Raw genomic sequence first — 16,973 nt, forward strand, 5'->3', positions numbered from 1 at the left:
GTCAATATGGCCGGCGCCAGAAGGAGCTCGATGATGTATGAGCTTCGGGTGTTGAGTGGTTTGCACCAGGGTGCCGCGCTGCCGTTATTCGGGGAGCAATGGAGTATCGGCGCACATGCCGATGCAGACCTTTTGCTCGAGGACACCGGCATTGCCGAGCAGCATGCGCGTCTGCGACTCATCGCGGGTAGCTGGTTGGTCCAGGCCGAGGCCGGGCTGATTCAGGGCGCTGACGGGCTGATTCTGGCGCAAATCAACGACCTGCCACTCAATACGCCTTTTTCGATCGGCATGGTGCGCCTGTGCGTCACGCCGGCCGATCAGCCCTGGCCCCAGGCGCCCGTCACTCAGCCAGTCACACCCGCCGCCGAGAGCAAGGCGGCTTTGGCGCTGACGTTGTCGTCCATTTCACCTTCACGGCAGAAGCATTTGATCAGCCTGGCGCTGGTGTGTGCCGTGATCCTCGTTGCTGTGGGCATTGCCTCCACGGGTGATCGCGAAGCGCAGGCGTCGCTGATGCCGCTGGCCGAACAGAAGCACGAGTTGGGTTCGCCGTTCGAGGTGCGCCAGCAGTTGCTGAAAATGCTCGGTGAGCGTGAGTTGGGGCAGAAAGTCAGCTTGCAGGTGGTCAATGGCCAGATCGTACTCGACGGCGAAGTGCCCCAGGACGATGTGGAGTTGGTGACGCGCATGCTCGGCCGTTTTGGTGAGCAGTTCGACACGGTCGTACCGGTACTCAGCCGTGTGCGCGCCAGCGACGGCACGCTGCCCTTCAAAATTTTGCAAATTGTCGGCGGGCCGAATGGCCACGTGGTCCTTGAAACCGGCAGCCGGCTGTTCGTTGGTGATGAAGTGGATGGCGTGCGCCTGGTGCTGATCGATAACAACAAAGTGGTGTTCGACGGAGCGCAACGCTATGAGGTGCGCTGGTGAGCGATAACCTGCAAGAACGCCTGCAAGCCTGGCAGCAGCAACAGTCACAGGCCTTGGCCCGCTTTACGCCGGTGACCCAGCGCGGTCGCATTCAGCGCGTCAACGGCATGCTGCTGCAATGCCGGTTGCCCGAGGCGCGCATCGGCGACTTGTGCAGGGTTGAGAAATCGCCTGGCGACACCATGCTCGCGGAAATCATCGGGTTCGATCAGCAGGATGCCGTGCTCAGTGCCTTGGGCAACCTGGAGGGCGTGCGCGTGGGGGCCAGCGTGGAGCGGTTGGGTGTGCCGCATCGGGTGAGGGTCGGTGATGATTTGCTCGGCCAGGTGCTGGACGGTTTTGGCCGACCGATTGCGGGAAACGGTCACGCTGCGTTTGCCGAGACCGACAGCGCTGACGCCAGCGCGGTGTTGTGCGAGGCGCCGTTGCCCACGGAGCGGCCGAGAATCAGCCGTGCCCTGGCGACGGGCGTACGCTCGATCGACGGCCTGCTGACCCTGGGCGAAGGCCAGCGCGTTGGCCTGTTTGCAGGCGCCGGGTGCGGCAAGACCACGTTGCTTGCGGAAATCGCGCGTAACGTTGAGTGCGATGTCATTGTGTTCGGCCTGATCGGCGAGCGGGGCCGTGAGCTGCGTGAGTTTCTGGACCATGAACTCGATGACCAGTTGCGCGCTAAAGCCGTGCTGGTGTGCGCCACGTCCGACCGTTCCAGCAGGGAGCGTGCCCGGGCGGCCTTTACGGCGACGGCGCTGGCCGAAGGCTTTCGCCGCAAGGGCAAGCGCGTGCTGCTGCTGATCGACTCCCTGACACGTTTTGCCAGGGCCCAGCGCGAAATCGGCCTGGCTGCCGGCGAGCCGCTCGGCCGGGGTGGTTTGCCGCCGTCGGTTTACAGCCTGCTGCCGCGTTTGGTTGAGCGCGCCGGGCTGACCCGTGACGGTGTGATCACGGCGATCTACACCGTGCTGATCGAGCAAGACTCCATGAGCGACCCGGTGGCGGATGAAGTGCGCTCGCTGCTCGACGGCCACATTGTGCTGTCACGCAAGCTGGCCGAGCGCGGCCATTACCCGGCCGTCGATGTGTTGGCCAGCCTTTCGCGAATTCTGAGCAACGTCGCCGAGCGTGAACATATCCAGGCCGGTACGGCGTTGCGCCGCCTGCTGTCGGCTTATCAGCAAATCGAGTTGATGCTCAAGCTGGGTGAGTACCAACCGGGCAGCGATGCCTTGACCGACATGGCGGTGGACAGCCGCCAGGCGGTCGATGGCTTCCTGCGCCAGGACTTGCGTGAGCCCACGCCCATGGCCGACACCCTGGAGCAACTGACGGAGCTGACCGCGTATGTCCCCTTCTGATTCGCTGCTGGGTGAAATCGAGACGCTGCGGCGTTTGCGCAGGCACCGGGCCGACCGTGCCGAGCGAGCCTTGCGTGAGGCAAAGAGGACCCAGCAAACCTTGCTCGCAACTATTCGTCAGGCGCAGGACGCGCTTGAGCAAACCCGGCTGGAGGAGGCGCAGCAAAGTGCGCAATTGCTCAATGAGCATCAGGGCCAGGTGCTCACCTTCCAGGCGCTGAAATCCTGGGGTGTGCAGGAGCAAACATTGACGGCCAGCACGCGGCGCGAAGAAGGCCAATTGCAGGCCCTGCATGGCCAGCGTGAACAGCAGGACATTGAAATTGGCAGCGCCCAGAAACAGGTGACCTTGTGCCTGCGTCAAGTCGAGAAGCTTCAGGAATTGTCCATTTTGCTGGCTCAGGAGCCGACATGACGAAGGTATCCAGCAGCCCGCCCAAGCGCCCGCGCCTGCGTGAACCGCGCACCGAAACCCCACGTGGGCATGCGCCGGTGGTGCCGTGGGAGCACGCCCGTGTGTTTGCCCAGATGTTTGACGACAGCGGTGATGGCGCCGGGAGCGGGGCGTCCCTGACGGCGATCAAGGCTCCGACTCATATCGCCATGATCCAGGCGTTGACCGAGCAATTGGTGCCACGGATTTTGGGCGGCTCGCAGTGGCCATTGGTTGCGGTGTTGTACTTGCCGCGTCTCGGGCGGATCAACACGACTGTCCGTCGCGAGCCGGGCGAGTGGAGCATCGATCTGGCTGCGGAGGAGGAACCCACCGTGCAGTGGCTCGGTGGTGTGCGCCAACGCTTGCAGGACAGTCTCGAACAGAGTCTGGGCGCGCCTGTCAGCGTGAGCCTGGCCAATGCGGGCTTGGCATGATGGCTTCGCTGCTGACCTTGCCAACGATCAAGGAGGAGTCGGTTGCGGCACGCCGTCGTCTGGGGCGCGGTTTACGCATGCCGTTTCAGGTAGCCGGTGAGCACGGTGATCTACTGCTTGAACCCGGCCATGCTCCGATCGGGGTCAAACCCATGTGCTTCGAAACCGCGCGCGGGGTCCTGGCGTTCTCCGAACCGGGGCCCTTGTTCAGCCTGCTGGGCGAGTGCCCGGTGACACTGGCGCCGGCTGACAACGACCCGCATGCATGGATCTGGGAGCTGTTCCAGCACCACCTCAGCCCGCAAGTGCGCGAGCTGTTGGGTGACCTGCGTTTGCTGGTGACGGCTCGCCCTTCGAGCTTTGGCTGCCGCCTCACTGTGACCTTGGGCGGTTCGAGGGCTGCGGGTTATCTGTGGCTGGCCCCCGAGAGTTTTCTCGCACTGTGCGAAGCGGGGCCCTGGCGCCCCACCGCCGGGCCGTTGCCCGCGCTGTTTCAAGTGGCTGTTGCCGTTGTGCTTGGGCGTTTGCAGTTGCCCGTCACGCAGGTAAACCGCCTGGCTGAAGGCGATGTGCTGATGCTTGAGCAGAGTTTTTTCCAGGCACAGGGCGACGGCTATGTACAGGTCGGCGGCAAACGCCTGCACGGGCGTATTGATGATGAGTCCGGGCTGTTGCGCCTGACCCTTACTTCTATTGAGGACACAAATGTGGATAAGGATTTTGCAGAGCCCAATTACCTTGGGCAGGAAGACCATGAACCGGTGGAGGATGTATTCGGTCAAGAGCCATTCGATGAGTTGAGCATGGCGCTGAATGTGCGTTGCGGCACCCTGAACCTGACGCTCGGGGAGCTGCGCAATTTGGCCCCCGGCGCGGTGCTGGGTATCTCCGGGTATGCGCCTGGTATGGCCGGGCTCTATTACGGCGATCGCCCTATTGGCCAGGGGCAGTTGGTCGAAGTGTACGGGCGGCTCGGCCTGCAACTGACCCGTGTGATGTTTTCCAAATGAGTTTCCAGGGGGTAGATCCCCTCGTTCTTGCGTTGCTCCTTGGGGCGATGTCGTTGATGCCCATGCTGCTGATTGTGTGCACGGCGTTCCTGAAGATCGTGATTGTGCTGATGATCACGCGCAACGCCATTGGTGTGCAGCAAGTGCCGCCAAGCATGGCGATCAACGCTATCGCGCTGGCGGCGACGCTTTTCATCATGGCGCCGGTGGGCTATGAAATTGCTCAGATCGTCAAGGTCACGCCGCTCGACCTGGCCAATGTGCAGACGATGCAACAGACCGGGCTTGAAGCGATAAAGCCGTTGCGTGCGTTCATGCTTCGCAACGTGGACCCGGACGTACTGACCCATCTGCTGGAAAACACCGCACGCATGTGGCCGGCGCAGATGGCGCAGGAGGTTCAGCGCGAGGATCTCATCCTGCTGATTCCGGCGTTTGTGTTGTCGCAGTTGCAGTCAGGGTTTGAGATTGGGTTTCTGATTTATATCCCGTTCATCGTGATCGACCTGATTGTCTCCAACCTGCTCCTGGCGCTGGGCATGCAAATGGTCTCGCCCATGACCATCTCCCTGCCCCTCAAATTACTGTTGTTTGTGCTCGTCTCCGGATGGTCGCGGTTACTCGACAGCCTGTTTCTTTCTTATCTCTGAGCCCCTTTATGGACCCGATCGTGCTGTTCAAACAGGGCATGTTGCTGGTGGTTGTGCTGTCGGCGCCGCCGCTTATCGGGGCAGTGATCGTCGGCGTGCTGACTTCGCTGGTGCAGGCCCTGATGCAGATCCAGGACCAGACCTTGCCGTTTGGTATCAAGCTGGTGGCGGTGGGTATCACCCTCGCTGTGACGGGGCGCTGGATTGGTGTGGAACTGATCCAGCTGATCAACCTGACCTTTGACATGATCGCCCGCTCGGCGCTGAACTGAGGTCCTGCCTGTGTTGCTATACCTTGAGTACCTGCCCAGTTTGTTGCTGGGGATGGCGCGTATTTACCCTTGCGCACTGCTGGTGGCGGCGTTCTGTTTCCAGCACGTGCGCGGTATGACCCGGCACACGATTGTGATGGTCCTGGCATTGATACCCGCGCCCGGTATCTACGCGGCGCTCGTCGGCACTGACTACTCGGCACTCGCGCTTGCCGGGCTGATGATCAAGGAAGTCGCGCTGGGGGTCTTGCTGGGCGTGTTGTTGTCGATGCCGTTCTGGATGTTTGAGGCGGTGGGCGCGCTGCTGGATAACCAGCGTGGCGCCTTGGCCGGTGGCCAGCTCAACCCCTCGCTTGGCCCGGACGCGACACCCATCGGCCATTTGTTCAAGGAGCTGGCGATCTTTCTATTGATGGTCACTCTGGGGTTGGGTGCGCTGACCCAAGTGATCTGGGACAGCTACCAGATTTGGCCGCCGACTCTCTGGTTTCCGGTGGTGGGGCCCAATGGGTTCAGTACCTTCATCGGGCTGCTGGGTGACACGTTCACGCACATGATGCTCTACGCCGCGCCCTTTATCGCCGTGTTGCTGTTGCTGGAGTTCGGCATCGCTTTGCTTGGGCTCTACAGCCCGCAGCTGCAGGTGAGCACGCTGGCCCCGCCGGTCAAATGCCTGGCGGGCATTGGTATTTTGATACTTTACTTTGCGTTGCTGCAGGATTTGATCGTCGGGCGCATGGCGCTGTTGGGTGACCTCAAACACGCGCTGGGTTTGATGTTCAGGGTGCCGGCACCATGAGCGATTCAGGTGAAAAAAAGCACCCGGCGAGTGCCAAGAAGCTGCGCGACCAGCGCAAGAAGGGGCAGGTCGCGCAGAGCCAGGATGTGCCCAAGTTATTGGTACTGACGGCCCTGAGTGAGATTGCGCTGTTCACCGCTGACAGCAGCATGCAACGTTTTCAGCAATTGATGGTGTTGCCGATGTCGCGGTTCGACCAGCCGTTTGTTCGCGCGTTGGAAGAAGTGCTGATGGAAGCGCTGGTGGTGTTTTTCTCGTTCGCCCTGTTGATGGTCTCAGTCGCGATTGCGATAAAACTGATCAGCAGTTGGATGCAGTTCGGGCTGCTGTTCGCCCCGGAAACCCTGAAGCTGGATTTCAACCGCCTCAACCCGCTCAACCAGGCCAAGCAGATGTTCTCCAAGCAGTCGTTGATGAACATGTTGATGGGCATCGTCAAGGCGGTGCTGCTGAGCGTGATTCTGTACGTGGTCATCCGCCCGTCGTTGAGTGCGCTGATCAACCTTGCCAACAGCGACCTGCAGAGTTACATCCTGGCGCTGATCACCCTGTTTCGCCATTTGCTGCATGCGTGCCTGGGGGTGTTGCTGGTACTGGCGCTGATTGACCTGGCGATGCAAAAGTATTTCTTTGCCCAGCGCATGCGCATGACTCAGGTCGAGGTGGTTAAAGAATACAAGGACATGGAAGGCGACCCCCACGTCAAGGGACAGCGGCGCCAACTGGCGCAGCAACTGGCTCAGGAAGAACCGAAGGTCAAGCTGCCCAAGCTTGAGGAGGCCGACATGCTGGTGGTCAACCCGACGCACTTTGCCGTGGCCTTGTATTACCGGCCCGGTGAAACGCCGCTGCCGTTGCTGATTGACAAGGGGACGGACGCAGACGCCCGGAAGCTTATCTTGCGTGCCAAGGCTGCCGACGTCCCCGTGATCCAGTGTGTGTGGCTGGCGCGTACGTTGTACGAGAAAAAGCTGGGGGCGGGCATTCCTCGCGATACCTTGCAGGCCGTGGCGGTGATCTACCGCACGCTGCGCGAGCTGGATGATGAAGCCAAGCGTGAAACCCTGGAGTTGCCGGAGCTTGAGCGACGCTGATCAGCGAAGCAGGCGCTCGTCGAAGGCTTCGAGATCTGCGAGCGAAAGCATTCGGCTGAGTGTCTGCTCAAGTGCGCTGCGTTGGGTGGGCAGGGGGTGCCAGATCACCAGTGCACCCTGATTATCGAGGTAGGCAAAGCAGCCGTCGAACGCCACCGCCTGCTCAAAGCGCCGTTCCAGTAGGCGCTGCAACTGCCCGGGTCGTAACGCTTCACGGGCTATCTGTACGCACAGCCCTTGGCGTGCGCCGGCGTTCGCCATGCACAACTGGATCCCCGGGCAGAGCTGCTGGTGAGCGGCCTCGCCGCTCACCAGGCTGTCCAGAAACGCCTGGCGACTCACGTCGCTGCCCGGCAACCCCAGAGTGCTCATCGTTCCAGTGACACCGTATGGTAGTCCGCGCGTTCTCCGCTTGGGCCCGAATCCACATGCATCTGTGGTGGCCACCAAACCACCAGTTTGTCCGCGCTCGATTGCGGGCGCGAGCACGAGTCGCCCTTGCAGGTAGGGGTACAGCCGGCAAGCAGCAATACCGCGCCGAGCAGAAGGGGGCACATCAACGCTTTCATGGGGTGGTTTTCTCGATTGGGGTGAGGAGGGAGGGGCGCGTGACGCCGATGTGTTCATCTTTCACGACGGGACGCATAACGATGAAGACTTCGGCCTCTTCACCCGGTTTGAGCCAGGCGCGTGGCCAGACGCTGACGGCCAGGGTCTGCGAGTTGCTGCACTCCTTCTCATCGATGCGAACATTACGTTTGATCTGGTTACGCAGCACCACGACCGCCACGTTGAACTGTGAGCCTTCGTACCATTGGCTGCGTTCGGTGTTGAGTGCCAGCACGTCGCGCGTGGTGCACAAGGTGTTCAACGCCAAGGGCATCGGCCCGGCCTTGAAGCCATCCGGTACTTGCCCGCTGACAAGACGCGCCAGCGTGCCGGTGATGTCACTGCGTTTGATTTCCGGCTGGTGAGGGGCCAGGCGGCGAGCCAGGGGTTTGAGGGCCGCCTGCAATTCAGCCTGATCGTCCTGAGGCAAATAACGCGAAGGGTCGGACTGATCGCCGATGACGCGTGGCGTAATGATGAACAAGCGTTCACGCCGGCTGTTCTGTCGTTCAGCCGTGGAGAACAGCGCCTTGCCCAGCAATGGAATGTCCCCCAGCAGTGGCACCTTGGTTTGCTTGTCGGTGTTGTTCGTTACGTGGAACCCACCCACCACCAATGAGCGCTTTTCCGCCATCACCGCTTGGGTGCTGACCTTGCCCCGGCGCACATCCAGGTCGCGGAATGAGGGAGTGGCGTCGTCAAAATTGCCGTCCTCGATGTCCACCACCAGATTGATCTGGTGGCTGCCGCGGCTGGTAATGACCCTGGGCACCACTTGAAAGCTGGTACCGACGGTGACAGGCAAGATGGTCGCGTTCTCTGTGCCGGCCTCCAGATAGCGGGTGCGGTTGAAGTCGATAACGGCCGGTTGGTTTTCGAGGGTGAGCACCGACGGGTTGGAGACCAGCGTCGCCAGGCCCCGGGCTTCCAGGGCGCGTACGGCCGCGATGAAACCGTCGCGGTTGGCAATGAGCAACTGTGATGTGGCGCCGGGAGCGACGCTGGCACCGCGGAAACGGCTGTTTTGAAAACCCCAGGTGACCCCGAACTCGTTCAACTGTGTGCGTTCGATGTCGAGGATGATTGCGTCGATCTCCACAAGCTTGCGTGCCACGTCGAGTTGAGTGATCAGCTCGCGGTACATCGTTTGGCGCTCGGGCAGGTCGTAAATCAGAATGGCGTTATTGCGTACATCCGCCTCAACCCTGATTCGACTGGTTCCCACCGATGCGCGCGGGGTCAGTGTGGCACCGGTTGCCAACTGCCCTGAGTTGCCTGAAGCCCCCATCATCTGGTCCAGCAGCGGGTTGCCCAGCCGCGCAAGGTTTGGCGTAGCCATGGCGTTGGGTGATTGCGCACCGGGAGATCGGTTTGTGCCTGAGGGCTCGGAGGCCGTACGTGGCTCCAGCAGCCCACGCAACATGCTGGCAATGCCGGGGATGGTCAGCTTTTCGCCGCGGTAATCCACGACGCGGTCGGCCGCGTTGGCGAATTTCAGCGGGAAGGTCAATACGTTCTGCTTTTCATCCGGTGTACGGCGCTGGCTGCTGAACTGCTTGATCTGTTCGATATAGCGCTTGGGGCCTGAGACCAGCACGACGCCGTCTTCAGGCAATTCGCCCCAGCCGAAACGGCTGTCGAGCAGGCCGATATCAGTCAGGGCTTGCTTGAGGTCGGAGATGGTCTCGGAGGAGACCTCCAGGCGTGCCGACTCCTGCTGGTCCAGGGTGCTGATATACAGCGTGTTGTTGTACAAATACCACTGGAAGCGGTGTTCGACGCCCAGCCTGTCGAGCATTGACTGCGGGGTGTTCGCGCGTATTTTGCCATTCACGACGCCCTCCAGCAGGCCTTCAATTTGAAGCTGGATGCCAAAGGTCTGGGCAAAATCTTCCAGTACTTCTCGCAGCGGCTTGTACTGGGCTTCATAGGCGTAGGCGGTGTGCTTCCATTCGGAGGGAATGGCGGCCTTGGGACTTTCCCATGGAATAAACAGGCAAGGCAGCATCAGCAGGGATCGCCAGCCGGTTCGGCGGTGGATGCCAGCAGGCGAGCCCGTGCGCAAGCGAGGGGGCTTGTGGTTCTCGTTATACATAGCGTTTTCTCGGATTAGTACGGCTGCGGGCTCAGGAGCCTGGGAACGGATGTATGGGCAGGTCTTGTCAGGCGTGCGGTGACGGCTCGCCAGGTGTCGCGTTGGTTGAGCAGTGCCTCCAGGTCTTCGAGTAACTGTTCATGGCTGCACCCTGACGGCAGGGTTTGCAGCAGCCAGAGCGCACCACCCTCCGGTGCAATGGCGAGCGCTCCCTTGAAATGGTTCAGGCTGCTGCACCCCAGGCGCATCCAGGTGTGCAACTGTGAAGGGCTGGGCGGCTGTGCAGTCAATTGGGCGCTGAGCAGAAGTACGTCGGTATGACGTTGCAATGAGATCTTGTTGTTGCCTTCATACAACGTGAGCTCTACTTGCGTGCCTTGCGCCCAACGAATAACCAGCTCGCTCACATCAGCCTCGCAAACTATCGATGGCCGTTTTTATAATAAGATGGTTGGCGCGGTCATGCTCAAACAGCGCATTGTGGGCGTTGTGCAATTTATAGTAAGACTCATAAAAAGAGCGTATGTCACCTGAAGCTATTTCAGGGTCGTTTAACATCGAGTCATACTGGTTTTTATTGATTTTTACATCGCCCACAATCTGTTTTCTCAACGTGGCATATTCAGTCATTACAGTTACTCCGGCTGTGTTTGAGCTGGGTGGTCAGTGAAGGTTTATTAGTTCCAGAGTGTTTCTGTTGTTCAACTATTTTGAGGGGCTTGCCATTCATAAACGTCCGGGTCGGATGTGGTCTCGGGCGCAGTATTTTTCTGCTGTGCCAGCAATAAGCTGAACATTGAGGCCCAATCGATACGAAAATCGCCCTCATCGGTTTTCAGCACCAGTGTCTGGGGCTGGATCGTTTCGTCACCGCGAAGCGTCCACAAGGTGGCGTGTGGGGGCGCGAGGAGTGATTCCAGGGCGTTCAGCTCATCGGGATGGCAGAGCAGCGTCGCTTCAACGGGTGGCAGTTGACTCGCCAACAGCTGTTTGAGCATGACTGTCAGTCGTTGCGGGTTGGGCACCTCGTCGAGCAGGTAACGGATCACAGTGTTTGTGACGGTGGTCGCGTACTGTTCCAGTGCGTTGCTCATCGCTCTGCGCTCACCTTCCCAACGGTCGAGTTGAGCCTCGGCACGTCGCCAGAACTCTACGCTGGCCTCTTCAAGCAGGGCTTCGCGCTGCTGCTCGGCCTGGCGCAAAAATTCTTCGGCCTGGGCCTTTGCGCGATTCAACAACGAGGTGGCCTGGTCACTCTCTTCGAGCATCTGGCGAGGAATAAGGGTGGGTGGCACCGAGGATGGCGGGGTGTGCAATTCAAGTGTTCGGTGGCATAACATCGTTTGTATCCAACCTGTTTGAATCAGTGGGGGCGTCGCTTCCTGGCAGTGTCGTGATACGCCACACCACCGCTTGCCAGAGCGTGTCGAGTCGGCTGCGCGTGTCCTGGAAAAAACGTTCGTTCTTTTCCAGTTCAAGCACCCTCTGGCGCGCAAAACGCAACCTCAGGCGTTGCCAAATCGCGGGCTCGACCCATAGGCGCAATAGCTGCAACGCGGCATCGTCATCAAGCGGCAGCGTGTTGGGGGGAAGCGCTTTTGAAAAGCGCCTGCACCAGAGTTGCTCGCCTTCGGGCAGAAAGCTTGCAGCTGTGCTGTGGCTTATGTGGTCAACCAGCGCCAGTGCCCGGACAAGTGTTTGCTCTGATACCTGGGTCAGCCGCAGCACTGTGATACTGAGCGGCGGAGCCAGGCAAGGTGATATGCCAAGCGTTGCACTGGCCGCAACGTGGCAACTGCGATAAAGCGCCTCGTGTGAGAAGTTTCCCCAATCTGCGTGTGCAGTGCGCCAGGGAAAAGCCCACCATTGAGCCCACGCCAAAGCGTCAGTCATAAAGCGACGGGGGTGCAGAGGCCGAGACGGGCGCAGAGGGTTGGGCACCGTCCTCTTCGCGCGACAGTCGCTGTTTGCGTTTTTGCCAGATCACTGCGCCGGCAGCCACACCCGCAACTAAAGCGAGTAACAACAACAGTGCGGCGTTACGCCAAAAGCCGAACTGGTTCTCCGGCATCAGGAACGGCCCGAAGTGGATCAGGCGTTGCTGTTCCTGGAGCGCCGTCGCAGGCACAAATACCACGGTCAGCTTTTGTGAGTTGTCTACTGCCGTCGCCATGCCTGGAATACTGCTGGCCACCATTCTGCGTACGCGGCCACGAATGTTGTCCGGCTCAAGACGCGGGTCGTGTTTGATAAATACGGATGCAGATGCAGGTTGTACGGGCTCGCCAGGGGCTATGCGCTCAGGCAGCACGACGTGCACGCGGGCGACAATGACGCCGTCTATGTTGGACAGGGTGGCTTCAAGCTCTTGAGACAGGGCGTAAATATAACGGGCTCGTTCCTCGAGAGGCGTCGAAATCACACCCTCCTTTCGAAAGGTATCTCCCATGGTGGCGCGTTTGGGCTTGGGTAGCCCTACAGCATCCAATATACGCACTGCGCCGCCGATATCGGCAGCCTCGACGCGCACAATAACTCCATCCTTGGCAGGCACTTTTTGCGCACGGATATGCTTGTCCGCCAGTTCTGCGATGATTTCATTGGCCTCTTGCTCCGAGAGCTGACGATGAAGTTCGACGCTATCGCCGCAGCCGGTCAATAGACTTACCAACAATAAGAGAAAGGCGCTGAACAGGGGACGAGTCATGGTTACCTACTGCAGGTTGGATATCTTTTCAACACACTGAATCACTGAGCCACAGCTTTTTACCAGGACCTGAGTCGTCAACAGAGCGTTGGACACCATCAGCGGATAGTCGCCTTTGGCCTTCTCATCTTTCCCTGTACTTAACGCCCGCATGCTTTTAGCCATGCGTTTCTTCGATAAATCCAGTTGCTCTGAGGCCATCGTTAAAAGGTTTGACAGGTTTTCTTGATTTGAAGCGGTTTTAGACGTATTGCCAGTGGACAATGCGGCGTCAAAAAAATTTATATCGGCCGTCCGCCCGGCGGTGTCATTTTCATGGGGTGTACGCGTAGAAGACAATGATGTCGACTGTTTCTGCAGGTCTATTTGCATGGTGAGTCTCTCTACAGGAAATGGCCTCTTCCATTAACAATGGAAGAGGCCATCTTGTTATCGTGCGGTACCGTAAGCGTCTTTAAGCCCTTGGCCAAAAGTTACTTTGCGTTTTACTTCGGCTGTTTCGATAGAGTCCTTGACTTGCTGCTCACCGATGGCGCGCAGCTGTGATACGGAGTCGCCCGAGCCGCCGGAACCCGAGGAGCCAGAACCCAGGGAGTTAAAGAGATTGCCAAGACCGCCGAGGCCGTTTACACCAGACATAGGTTTACTCCACTTCAATTGATGATCTGAAACCATTGTTTTCTGGTACGTACCGAGTATTCAGTGCGTACCCATGCATCAAGTCGTCTCAAGGCTGAAATAACTTTTTGCATATAGTGCGTGGTCATTAGAGAGACACCAGTTCCGGATACTGCTTATCTCGTTGTTTCTAATTGTATCGAGGCGTTCACTCATGGGCTTTTGCACTGAGAGAGGCGGCAAGCAGTACTTCTAACTGTTTCATTCGGTAATAAAGCGTACGCTTGGCCATGCCCAACTCAAGGCTTACTGCGTCCACGTTATAGTCATGACGGCGCAGCGAATCTTCAATCAGTGACTTTTCAATTTCTTGCAAACGTTCTTTCAGACCTTTGTCTTCTTGTTTAAGCGCAGGCAGCTGTTTTGACAGGGGAGGAAGCCCCAGCACGAAGCGTTTGGCGCTGGAACGAAGTTCGCGGACATTGCCCTGCCACGGGTGGCACAGCAATTCTTGCAGCAGGGCACTGGACGGATGTGGTGCAGGGCACCTGAAGTAATCTGCTTCCTGCCGGACCATGCTCAAGAACATCGGTGTGATGCGCTCCCGCCTGTGGCGCAGGGCGGGCAATCCTATATTCACGACACTCAAGCGAAAGTACAGGTCACGCCGGAAAGTGCCTTGCTCGACCATGTCATGCAGGGACTGCTGGGCCGATGCGATGACGCGCATGTCAACCGCTATGAAGCGGGTCGACCCCAGGCGCTCCACTCCGCGGGCCTCCAGTGCTCGCAATAGCTTGGCCTGCAGGGAGAGCGGCATGCTGTCGATTTCATCCAGGTACAACGTGCCGAGGTGGGCGGTTTCGATCACGCCTGCCCGGGACTGCACTGCACCCGTATACGCGCCGCTGTTTACACCGAAGAGTTGACTCTCTGCGAGGCTTTCCGGGATGGCGGCACAGTTGACAGCAACGAAGTTGCCCCGCCGACCAGACATGCGATGGATCCGCTGCGCCAAGGTGTCCTTGCCGGTACCTGTTTCCCCCAGAAGCAAGATGTCGACATTGAGTGCGGCTGTGGAATTGAGTGTGTTTTCAATCTCCATATCTTCAATCAATGGGACGTCTGATTCACTTTCCTGTGGGTAGGCGGACGACATTGTGCAATCACTTCACTGTAATAGGACGTTATTCTGCGGGGCCGAAGTAAAACGTAATTTATCCGTGCTGTCACGGTTGTTTAAGTAAGAAAAATCTTGTATTTACTGAAGGTTATAATAAGTCTGAATGTTCAAGTGTTTAAGTCTGTAAGTTCCGGTTTTTTGTGTAGGACTAAACTTAAAGTTTTACGAATTAATCAGCGGTTTTTAGTTGCAGGCAATAACAGCGCCCACAAAAAAGCCGATGCAATGCATCGGCTATTTGTTTGCGGTAACTACCGCAGGGGATCTTTATACGTTAAAGCGGAAGTGCATCACGTCGCCATCCTTGACGATGTATTCCTTGCCTTCCAGGCGCCATTTACCGGCTTCCTTGGTACCGGCTTCGCCCTTGTACTGGATGAAGTCGTTGTAGGCGATGACTTCAGCGCGGATGAAGCCTTTTTCGAAGTCAGTGTGGATCACGCCAGCAGCCTGTGGCGCGGTGGCGCCGACTTTGACGGTCCAGGCGCGGACTTCTTCAACACCGGCGGTGAAGTAGGTCTGCAGGTGCAGCATTTCGTAGCCGGCGCGGATCACACGGTTCAAGCCAGGCTCTTCCAGACCCAGGGCCTCGAGGAACATATCTTTTTCTTCGCCGTCTTCGAGCTCGGCGATTTCCGCTTCGATCTTGTTGCACACCGGAACAACGATGGCGCCTTCTTCTTCGGCAATGGCCATGACCACGTCGAGCAGCGGGTTGTTTTCGAAACCGTCTTCAGCCACGTTGGCGATGTACATCACCGGCTTGGTGGTCAGCAGGTGGAAGCCCTTGATCACGGCCTTTTCGTCGGCGCTCATGCTCTTCATCAGGCTGCGTGCCGGCTTGCCCAGGGTGAAGTGAGCGATCAACTGCTCCAGCAAGGCCTTCTGGACGACTGCGTCCTTGTCACCGCCTTTGGCGTTACGCGCAACTTTCTGCAGTTGCTTCTCGCAGCTGTCGAGGTCGGCGAAGATCAGTTCCAGGTCGATGATCTCGATGTCGCGTTTCGGGTCGACGCTGTTGGAGACGTGAATCACGTTTTCGTCTTCGAAGCAGCGGACCACGTGAGCGATGGCATCGGTCTCACGGATGTTGGCGAGGAACTTGTTGCCCAGGCCTTCACCTTTGGAGGCGCCGGCAACCAGCCCTGCGATGTCGACGAACTCCATGGTGGTCGGCAGGATGCGCTTTGGATTCACGATGGCCGCCAGGGCGTCCAGGCGTGTATCGGGCATCGGCACGATACCGGTGTTCGGTTCGATGGTGCAGAAGGGGAAGTTCTCCGCTGCAATACCTGACTTGGTCAGGGCGTTGAACAGGGTGGATTTGCCGACGTTGGGCAGGCCGACGATGCCGCAATTGAATCCCATGGTGTTTCCCCTCGGTAAGAGTCAGGCCTTCTGGCTGTGCAGGTTTTTCATCGCGCGGTTCCATTCCCCGGCGAAGATATCCGGCAGCACGCCGAGGGCAAAGTCGATGCTGGCATCGAGTTTTTCCTGTTCGGCGCGTGGCGCACGACCCAGGACGAAATTTGAAACCATACTGGCAACGCCCGGGTGGCCAATGCCAAGCCGCAGACGGTAGAAATTATTCTGATTACCCATCTGCGCGATGATGTCGCGCAGACCGTTGTGCCCACCATGTCCGCCGCCCAGCTTGAGCTTGGCAACACCGGGTGGCAGGTCCAGTTCGTCATGGGCCACCAGGATTTCTTCGGGTTTGATCCGAAAGAAGCCCGCAAGCGCCGCGACAGCCTGGCCGCTGCGGTTCATGTAGGTGGTGGGAATCAGCAGACGAACATCCTGACCCTGGTGCGAGAAGCGCCCGGTCAGGCCAAAATATTTGCGATCGGCCACAAGGTTCACACCTTGCGCGTGGGCGATACGCTCAACAAAAAGGGCCCCCGCGTTATGCCGGGTCTGTTCGTATTCGGCGCCTGGATTTCCCAGGCCAACGATCAGTTTAATGGCAGTCACGACAGGGGCCCTTCCTTTGGAGTTGTGGATAACATCGCCTGACCTTGGTGCGGCGAAAGTGGACAACAGTAGCTCATTTACTCAAGAGTAAACGTCGCGTTATCGCCCGCTTTCTCGCTACGTTCCGGTCCGCGATGTTTCCTCAAGCTCCGGCAATACAGAGTGAATTACTCTGCAGCGCCTTCTTCAGCTTCTGGTGCAACGCGTGGAGCGTGTACGTTTGCAACAGCTTTGTCATCACCGTGAGCCAGTGCAACAAACTCAACGCCTTTAGGGGCTTTGAGGTCGGACAGGTGGATGATGTCGCCGATTTCAGCGTTAGCCAGGTCGACTTCGATAAACTCAGGCAGGTCTTTCGGCAGGCAGGTCACTTCGATTTCAGAAGTAACGTGCGAGATTTCGCCGCCTTTCTTGATCGGAGCAGCTTCGCCAACGAAGTGCACTGGAACGATAGCGGTCAGTTTCTGACCAGCAACAACACGGATAAAGTCAGCGTGCAGCACGTGGCCTTTGGCCGGGTGGCGTTGCAGAGCTTTGATGATCACGTTTTGCTTGGTGCCGCCAACGTTCAGTTCGATAACGTGGCTGTAAGCAGCATCGTTTTCGAGCAGTTTGGCGATTTCTTTGGCCAGCATGCTGATGGATTCAGGGGCTTTGTCGCCACCGTAAACTACAGCTGGAACCAGGCTTGCGAGACGACGCAGGCGGCGGCTCGCACCTTTCCCCAGGTCGGAACGCGCTTCAGCATTCAGAGTAAAATCGTTCATGTTGTATCTCCAAAATAACCACATTCGCCCTAGCGTT

23 protein-coding genes are annotated in these 16,973 nt (G+C 58.6%); 9 read left to right on the forward strand and 14 right to left on the reverse strand.

Annotation, left to right across the window (positions count from 1 at the left end; translation table 11 throughout):
* Positions 1–33 precede the first annotated feature (33 nt).
* Genes BFW87_RS15155 through sctU form a run of 9 tightly spaced genes read left to right on the forward strand, consistent with a single transcriptional unit; the run spans position 34 to position 6,983 of the window.
* Positions 34–933 (forward strand): FHA domain-containing protein, encoded by a 900-nt coding sequence (locus BFW87_RS15155; RefSeq protein WP_078740596.1) that lies wholly within the window; start codon positions 34–36, stop codon positions 931–933.
* The gene (locus BFW87_RS15160) at positions 930–2,288 is read left to right on the forward strand and encodes a FliI/YscN family ATPase (protein WP_078740597.1); all 1,359 of its coding nucleotides are present in this window, start codon (positions 930–932) and stop codon (positions 2,286–2,288) included. The genes BFW87_RS15155 and BFW87_RS15160 overlap by 4 nt, the downstream gene beginning before the upstream one ends.
* Complete coding sequence (gene sctO, locus BFW87_RS15165) at positions 2,275–2,703, forward strand: type III secretion system stalk subunit SctO (protein WP_078740598.1); 429 nt, start codon at positions 2,275–2,277, stop codon at positions 2,701–2,703. Before BFW87_RS15160 ends, sctO begins: the two co-directional genes overlap by 14 nt.
* Complete coding sequence (locus BFW87_RS15170) at positions 2,700–3,158, forward strand: type III secretion system HrpP C-terminal domain-containing protein (RefSeq protein ID WP_078740599.1); 459 nt, start codon at positions 2,700–2,702, stop codon at positions 3,156–3,158. The genes sctO and BFW87_RS15170 overlap by 4 nt, the downstream gene beginning before the upstream one ends.
* The gene (locus tag BFW87_RS15175) at positions 3,155–4,168 is read left to right on the forward strand and encodes a FliM/FliN family flagellar motor switch protein (RefSeq protein WP_078740600.1); all 1,014 of its coding nucleotides are present in this window, start codon (positions 3,155–3,157) and stop codon (positions 4,166–4,168) included. Before BFW87_RS15170 ends, BFW87_RS15175 begins: the two co-directional genes overlap by 4 nt.
* Positions 4,165–4,818: a type III secretion system export apparatus subunit SctR gene (gene sctR, locus BFW87_RS15180; protein WP_078740601.1), complete on the forward strand. Its 654-nt coding sequence runs from the start codon at positions 4,165–4,167 to the stop codon at positions 4,816–4,818. The genes BFW87_RS15175 and sctR overlap by 4 nt, the downstream gene beginning before the upstream one ends.
* Before the next feature lie 8 nt (positions 4,819–4,826).
* Positions 4,827–5,090, forward strand: a complete 264-nt coding sequence (gene sctS, locus BFW87_RS15185) for a type III secretion system export apparatus subunit SctS (protein WP_078740602.1) — start codon at positions 4,827–4,829, stop codon at positions 5,088–5,090.
* 10 nt (positions 5,091–5,100) lie between these two features.
* Positions 5,101–5,889, forward strand: coding sequence for a type III secretion system export apparatus subunit SctT (gene sctT, locus BFW87_RS15190; RefSeq protein ID WP_078740603.1), 789 nt, complete (start codon positions 5,101–5,103; stop codon positions 5,887–5,889).
* Positions 5,886–6,983 (forward strand): type III secretion system export apparatus subunit SctU, encoded by a 1,098-nt coding sequence (gene sctU / locus BFW87_RS15195; protein ID WP_078740604.1) that lies wholly within the window; start codon positions 5,886–5,888, stop codon positions 6,981–6,983. Before sctT ends, sctU begins: the two co-directional genes overlap by 4 nt.
* Here sctU and BFW87_RS15200 read toward each other — a convergent pair whose 3' ends face one another.
* From BFW87_RS15200 to BFW87_RS15265, 14 genes are all read right to left on the reverse strand, one after another.
* On the reverse strand, positions 6,984–7,355 hold the full coding sequence (locus BFW87_RS15200; RefSeq protein ID WP_176159754.1) for a transcriptional regulator: 372 nt from the start codon (positions 7,353–7,355) through the stop codon (positions 6,984–6,986).
* Positions 7,352–7,540 (reverse strand): HrpT family type III secretion system protein, encoded by a 189-nt coding sequence (gene hrpT, locus BFW87_RS32285; protein WP_439848387.1) that lies wholly within the window; start codon positions 7,538–7,540, stop codon positions 7,352–7,354. The genes BFW87_RS15200 and hrpT overlap by 4 nt, the downstream gene beginning before the upstream one ends.
* Before the next feature lie 8 nt (positions 7,541–7,548).
* Positions 7,549–9,687: a type III secretion system outer membrane ring subunit SctC gene (sctC, locus tag BFW87_RS15210; RefSeq protein ID WP_078740606.1), complete on the reverse strand. Its 2,139-nt coding sequence runs from the start codon at positions 9,685–9,687 to the stop codon at positions 7,549–7,551.
* 14 nt (positions 9,688–9,701) lie between these two features.
* A complete protein-coding gene (locus BFW87_RS15215; protein WP_078740607.1) occupies positions 9,702–10,094 on the reverse strand; it encodes a CesT family type III secretion system chaperone in 393 nt (130 codons plus the stop codon).
* Between the two features lies 1 nt (position 10,095).
* On the reverse strand, positions 10,096–10,317 hold the full coding sequence (locus BFW87_RS15220; protein WP_078740608.1) for a hypothetical protein: 222 nt from the start codon (positions 10,315–10,317) through the stop codon (positions 10,096–10,098).
* A 71-nt stretch (positions 10,318–10,388) separates the two neighbouring features.
* Positions 10,389–11,003 (reverse strand): type III secretion system stator protein SctL, encoded by a 615-nt coding sequence (gene sctL, locus BFW87_RS15225; RefSeq protein WP_368483947.1) that lies wholly within the window; start codon positions 11,001–11,003, stop codon positions 10,389–10,391.
* Position 11,004: 1 nt separating this feature from the next.
* Positions 11,005–11,580, reverse strand: coding sequence for a hypothetical protein (locus tag BFW87_RS15230; RefSeq protein ID WP_078740610.1), 576 nt, complete (start codon positions 11,578–11,580; stop codon positions 11,005–11,007).
* Positions 11,573–12,394, reverse strand: coding sequence for a type III secretion system inner membrane ring lipoprotein SctJ (gene sctJ, locus BFW87_RS15235; protein WP_078740611.1), 822 nt, complete (start codon positions 12,392–12,394; stop codon positions 11,573–11,575). Before sctJ ends, BFW87_RS15230 begins: the two co-directional genes overlap by 8 nt.
* A gap of 6 nt (positions 12,395–12,400) precedes the next feature.
* The gene (locus tag BFW87_RS32290) at positions 12,401–12,766 is read right to left on the reverse strand and encodes a type III secretion protein (RefSeq protein WP_254865893.1); all 366 of its coding nucleotides are present in this window, start codon (positions 12,764–12,766) and stop codon (positions 12,401–12,403) included.
* A gap of 57 nt (positions 12,767–12,823) precedes the next feature.
* Entirely contained in the window at positions 12,824–13,033 is a 210-nt protein-coding gene (locus BFW87_RS31990) for a hypothetical protein (RefSeq protein WP_176159755.1), read from the reverse strand.
* A 187-nt stretch (positions 13,034–13,220) separates the two neighbouring features.
* On the reverse strand, positions 13,221–14,171 hold the full coding sequence (locus BFW87_RS15250; RefSeq protein ID WP_078740612.1) for a sigma 54-interacting transcriptional regulator: 951 nt from the start codon (positions 14,169–14,171) through the stop codon (positions 13,221–13,223).
* 291 nt (positions 14,172–14,462) lie between these two features.
* Positions 14,463–15,563: a redox-regulated ATPase YchF gene (ychF, locus tag BFW87_RS15255; protein WP_078740613.1), complete on the reverse strand. Its 1,101-nt coding sequence runs from the start codon at positions 15,561–15,563 to the stop codon at positions 14,463–14,465.
* Between the two features lie 21 nt (positions 15,564–15,584).
* Entirely contained in the window at positions 15,585–16,169 is a 585-nt protein-coding gene (gene pth / locus BFW87_RS15260) for an aminoacyl-tRNA hydrolase (RefSeq protein ID WP_078740614.1), read from the reverse strand.
* 167 nt (positions 16,170–16,336) lie between these two features.
* Positions 16,337–16,936, reverse strand: coding sequence for a 50S ribosomal protein L25/general stress protein Ctc (locus BFW87_RS15265; RefSeq protein WP_078740615.1), 600 nt, complete (start codon positions 16,934–16,936; stop codon positions 16,337–16,339).
* Positions 16,937–16,973: the final 37 nt, after the last annotated feature.

The sequence above is a fragment of the Pseudomonas fluorescens genome, assembly GCF_002022275.1.
Classification (GTDB): Bacteria; Pseudomonadota; Gammaproteobacteria; order Pseudomonadales; family Pseudomonadaceae; genus Aquipseudomonas; species Aquipseudomonas fluorescens_AJ.

Coding starts and splice junctions, on each gene's coding strand:
- ychF (WP_078740613.1), bottom strand. CDS start 15,563: ATGGGATTCAATTGCGGCATCGTCGGCCTGCCCAACGTCGGCAAATCC.
- sctU (WP_078740604.1), top strand. CDS start 5,886: ATGAGCGATTCAGGTGAAAAAAAGCACCCGGCGAGTGCCAAGAAGCTG.
- BFW87_RS15250 (WP_078740612.1), bottom strand. CDS start 14,171: ATGTCGTCCGCCTACCCACAGGAAAGTGAATCAGACGTCCCATTGATT.
- BFW87_RS15170 (WP_078740599.1), top strand. CDS start 2,700: ATGACGAAGGTATCCAGCAGCCCGCCCAAGCGCCCGCGCCTGCGTGAA.
- BFW87_RS15265 (WP_078740615.1), bottom strand. CDS start 16,936: ATGAACGATTTTACTCTGAATGCTGAAGCGCGTTCCGACCTGGGGAAA.
- BFW87_RS15155 (WP_078740596.1), top strand. CDS start 34: ATGTATGAGCTTCGGGTGTTGAGTGGTTTGCACCAGGGTGCCGCGCTG.
- BFW87_RS31990 (WP_176159755.1), bottom strand. CDS start 13,033: ATGTCTGGTGTAAACGGCCTCGGCGGTCTTGGCAATCTCTTTAACTCC.
- BFW87_RS15230 (WP_078740610.1), bottom strand. CDS start 11,580: ATGACTGACGCTTTGGCGTGGGCTCAATGGTGGGCTTTTCCCTGGCGC.
- BFW87_RS15175 (WP_078740600.1), top strand. CDS start 3,155: ATGATGGCTTCGCTGCTGACCTTGCCAACGATCAAGGAGGAGTCGGTT.
- BFW87_RS32290 (WP_254865893.1), bottom strand. CDS start 12,766: ATGCAAATAGACCTGCAGAAACAGTCGACATCATTGTCTTCTACGCGT.
- BFW87_RS15220 (WP_078740608.1), bottom strand. CDS start 10,317: ATGACTGAATATGCCACGTTGAGAAAACAGATTGTGGGCGATGTAAAA.
- sctJ (WP_078740611.1), bottom strand. CDS start 12,394: ATGACTCGTCCCCTGTTCAGCGCCTTTCTCTTATTGTTGGTAAGTCTA.
- sctC (WP_078740606.1), bottom strand. CDS start 9,687: ATGTATAACGAGAACCACAAGCCCCCTCGCTTGCGCACGGGCTCGCCT.
- hrpT (WP_439848387.1), bottom strand. CDS start 7,540: ATGTGCCCCCTTCTGCTCGGCGCGGTATTGCTGCTTGCCGGCTGTACC.
- sctS (WP_078740602.1), top strand. CDS start 4,827: ATGGACCCGATCGTGCTGTTCAAACAGGGCATGTTGCTGGTGGTTGTG.
- BFW87_RS15200 (WP_176159754.1), bottom strand. CDS start 7,355: ATGAGCACTCTGGGGTTGCCGGGCAGCGACGTGAGTCGCCAGGCGTTT.
- sctO (WP_078740598.1), top strand. CDS start 2,275: ATGTCCCCTTCTGATTCGCTGCTGGGTGAAATCGAGACGCTGCGGCGT.
- sctR (WP_078740601.1), top strand. CDS start 4,165: ATGAGTTTCCAGGGGGTAGATCCCCTCGTTCTTGCGTTGCTCCTTGGG.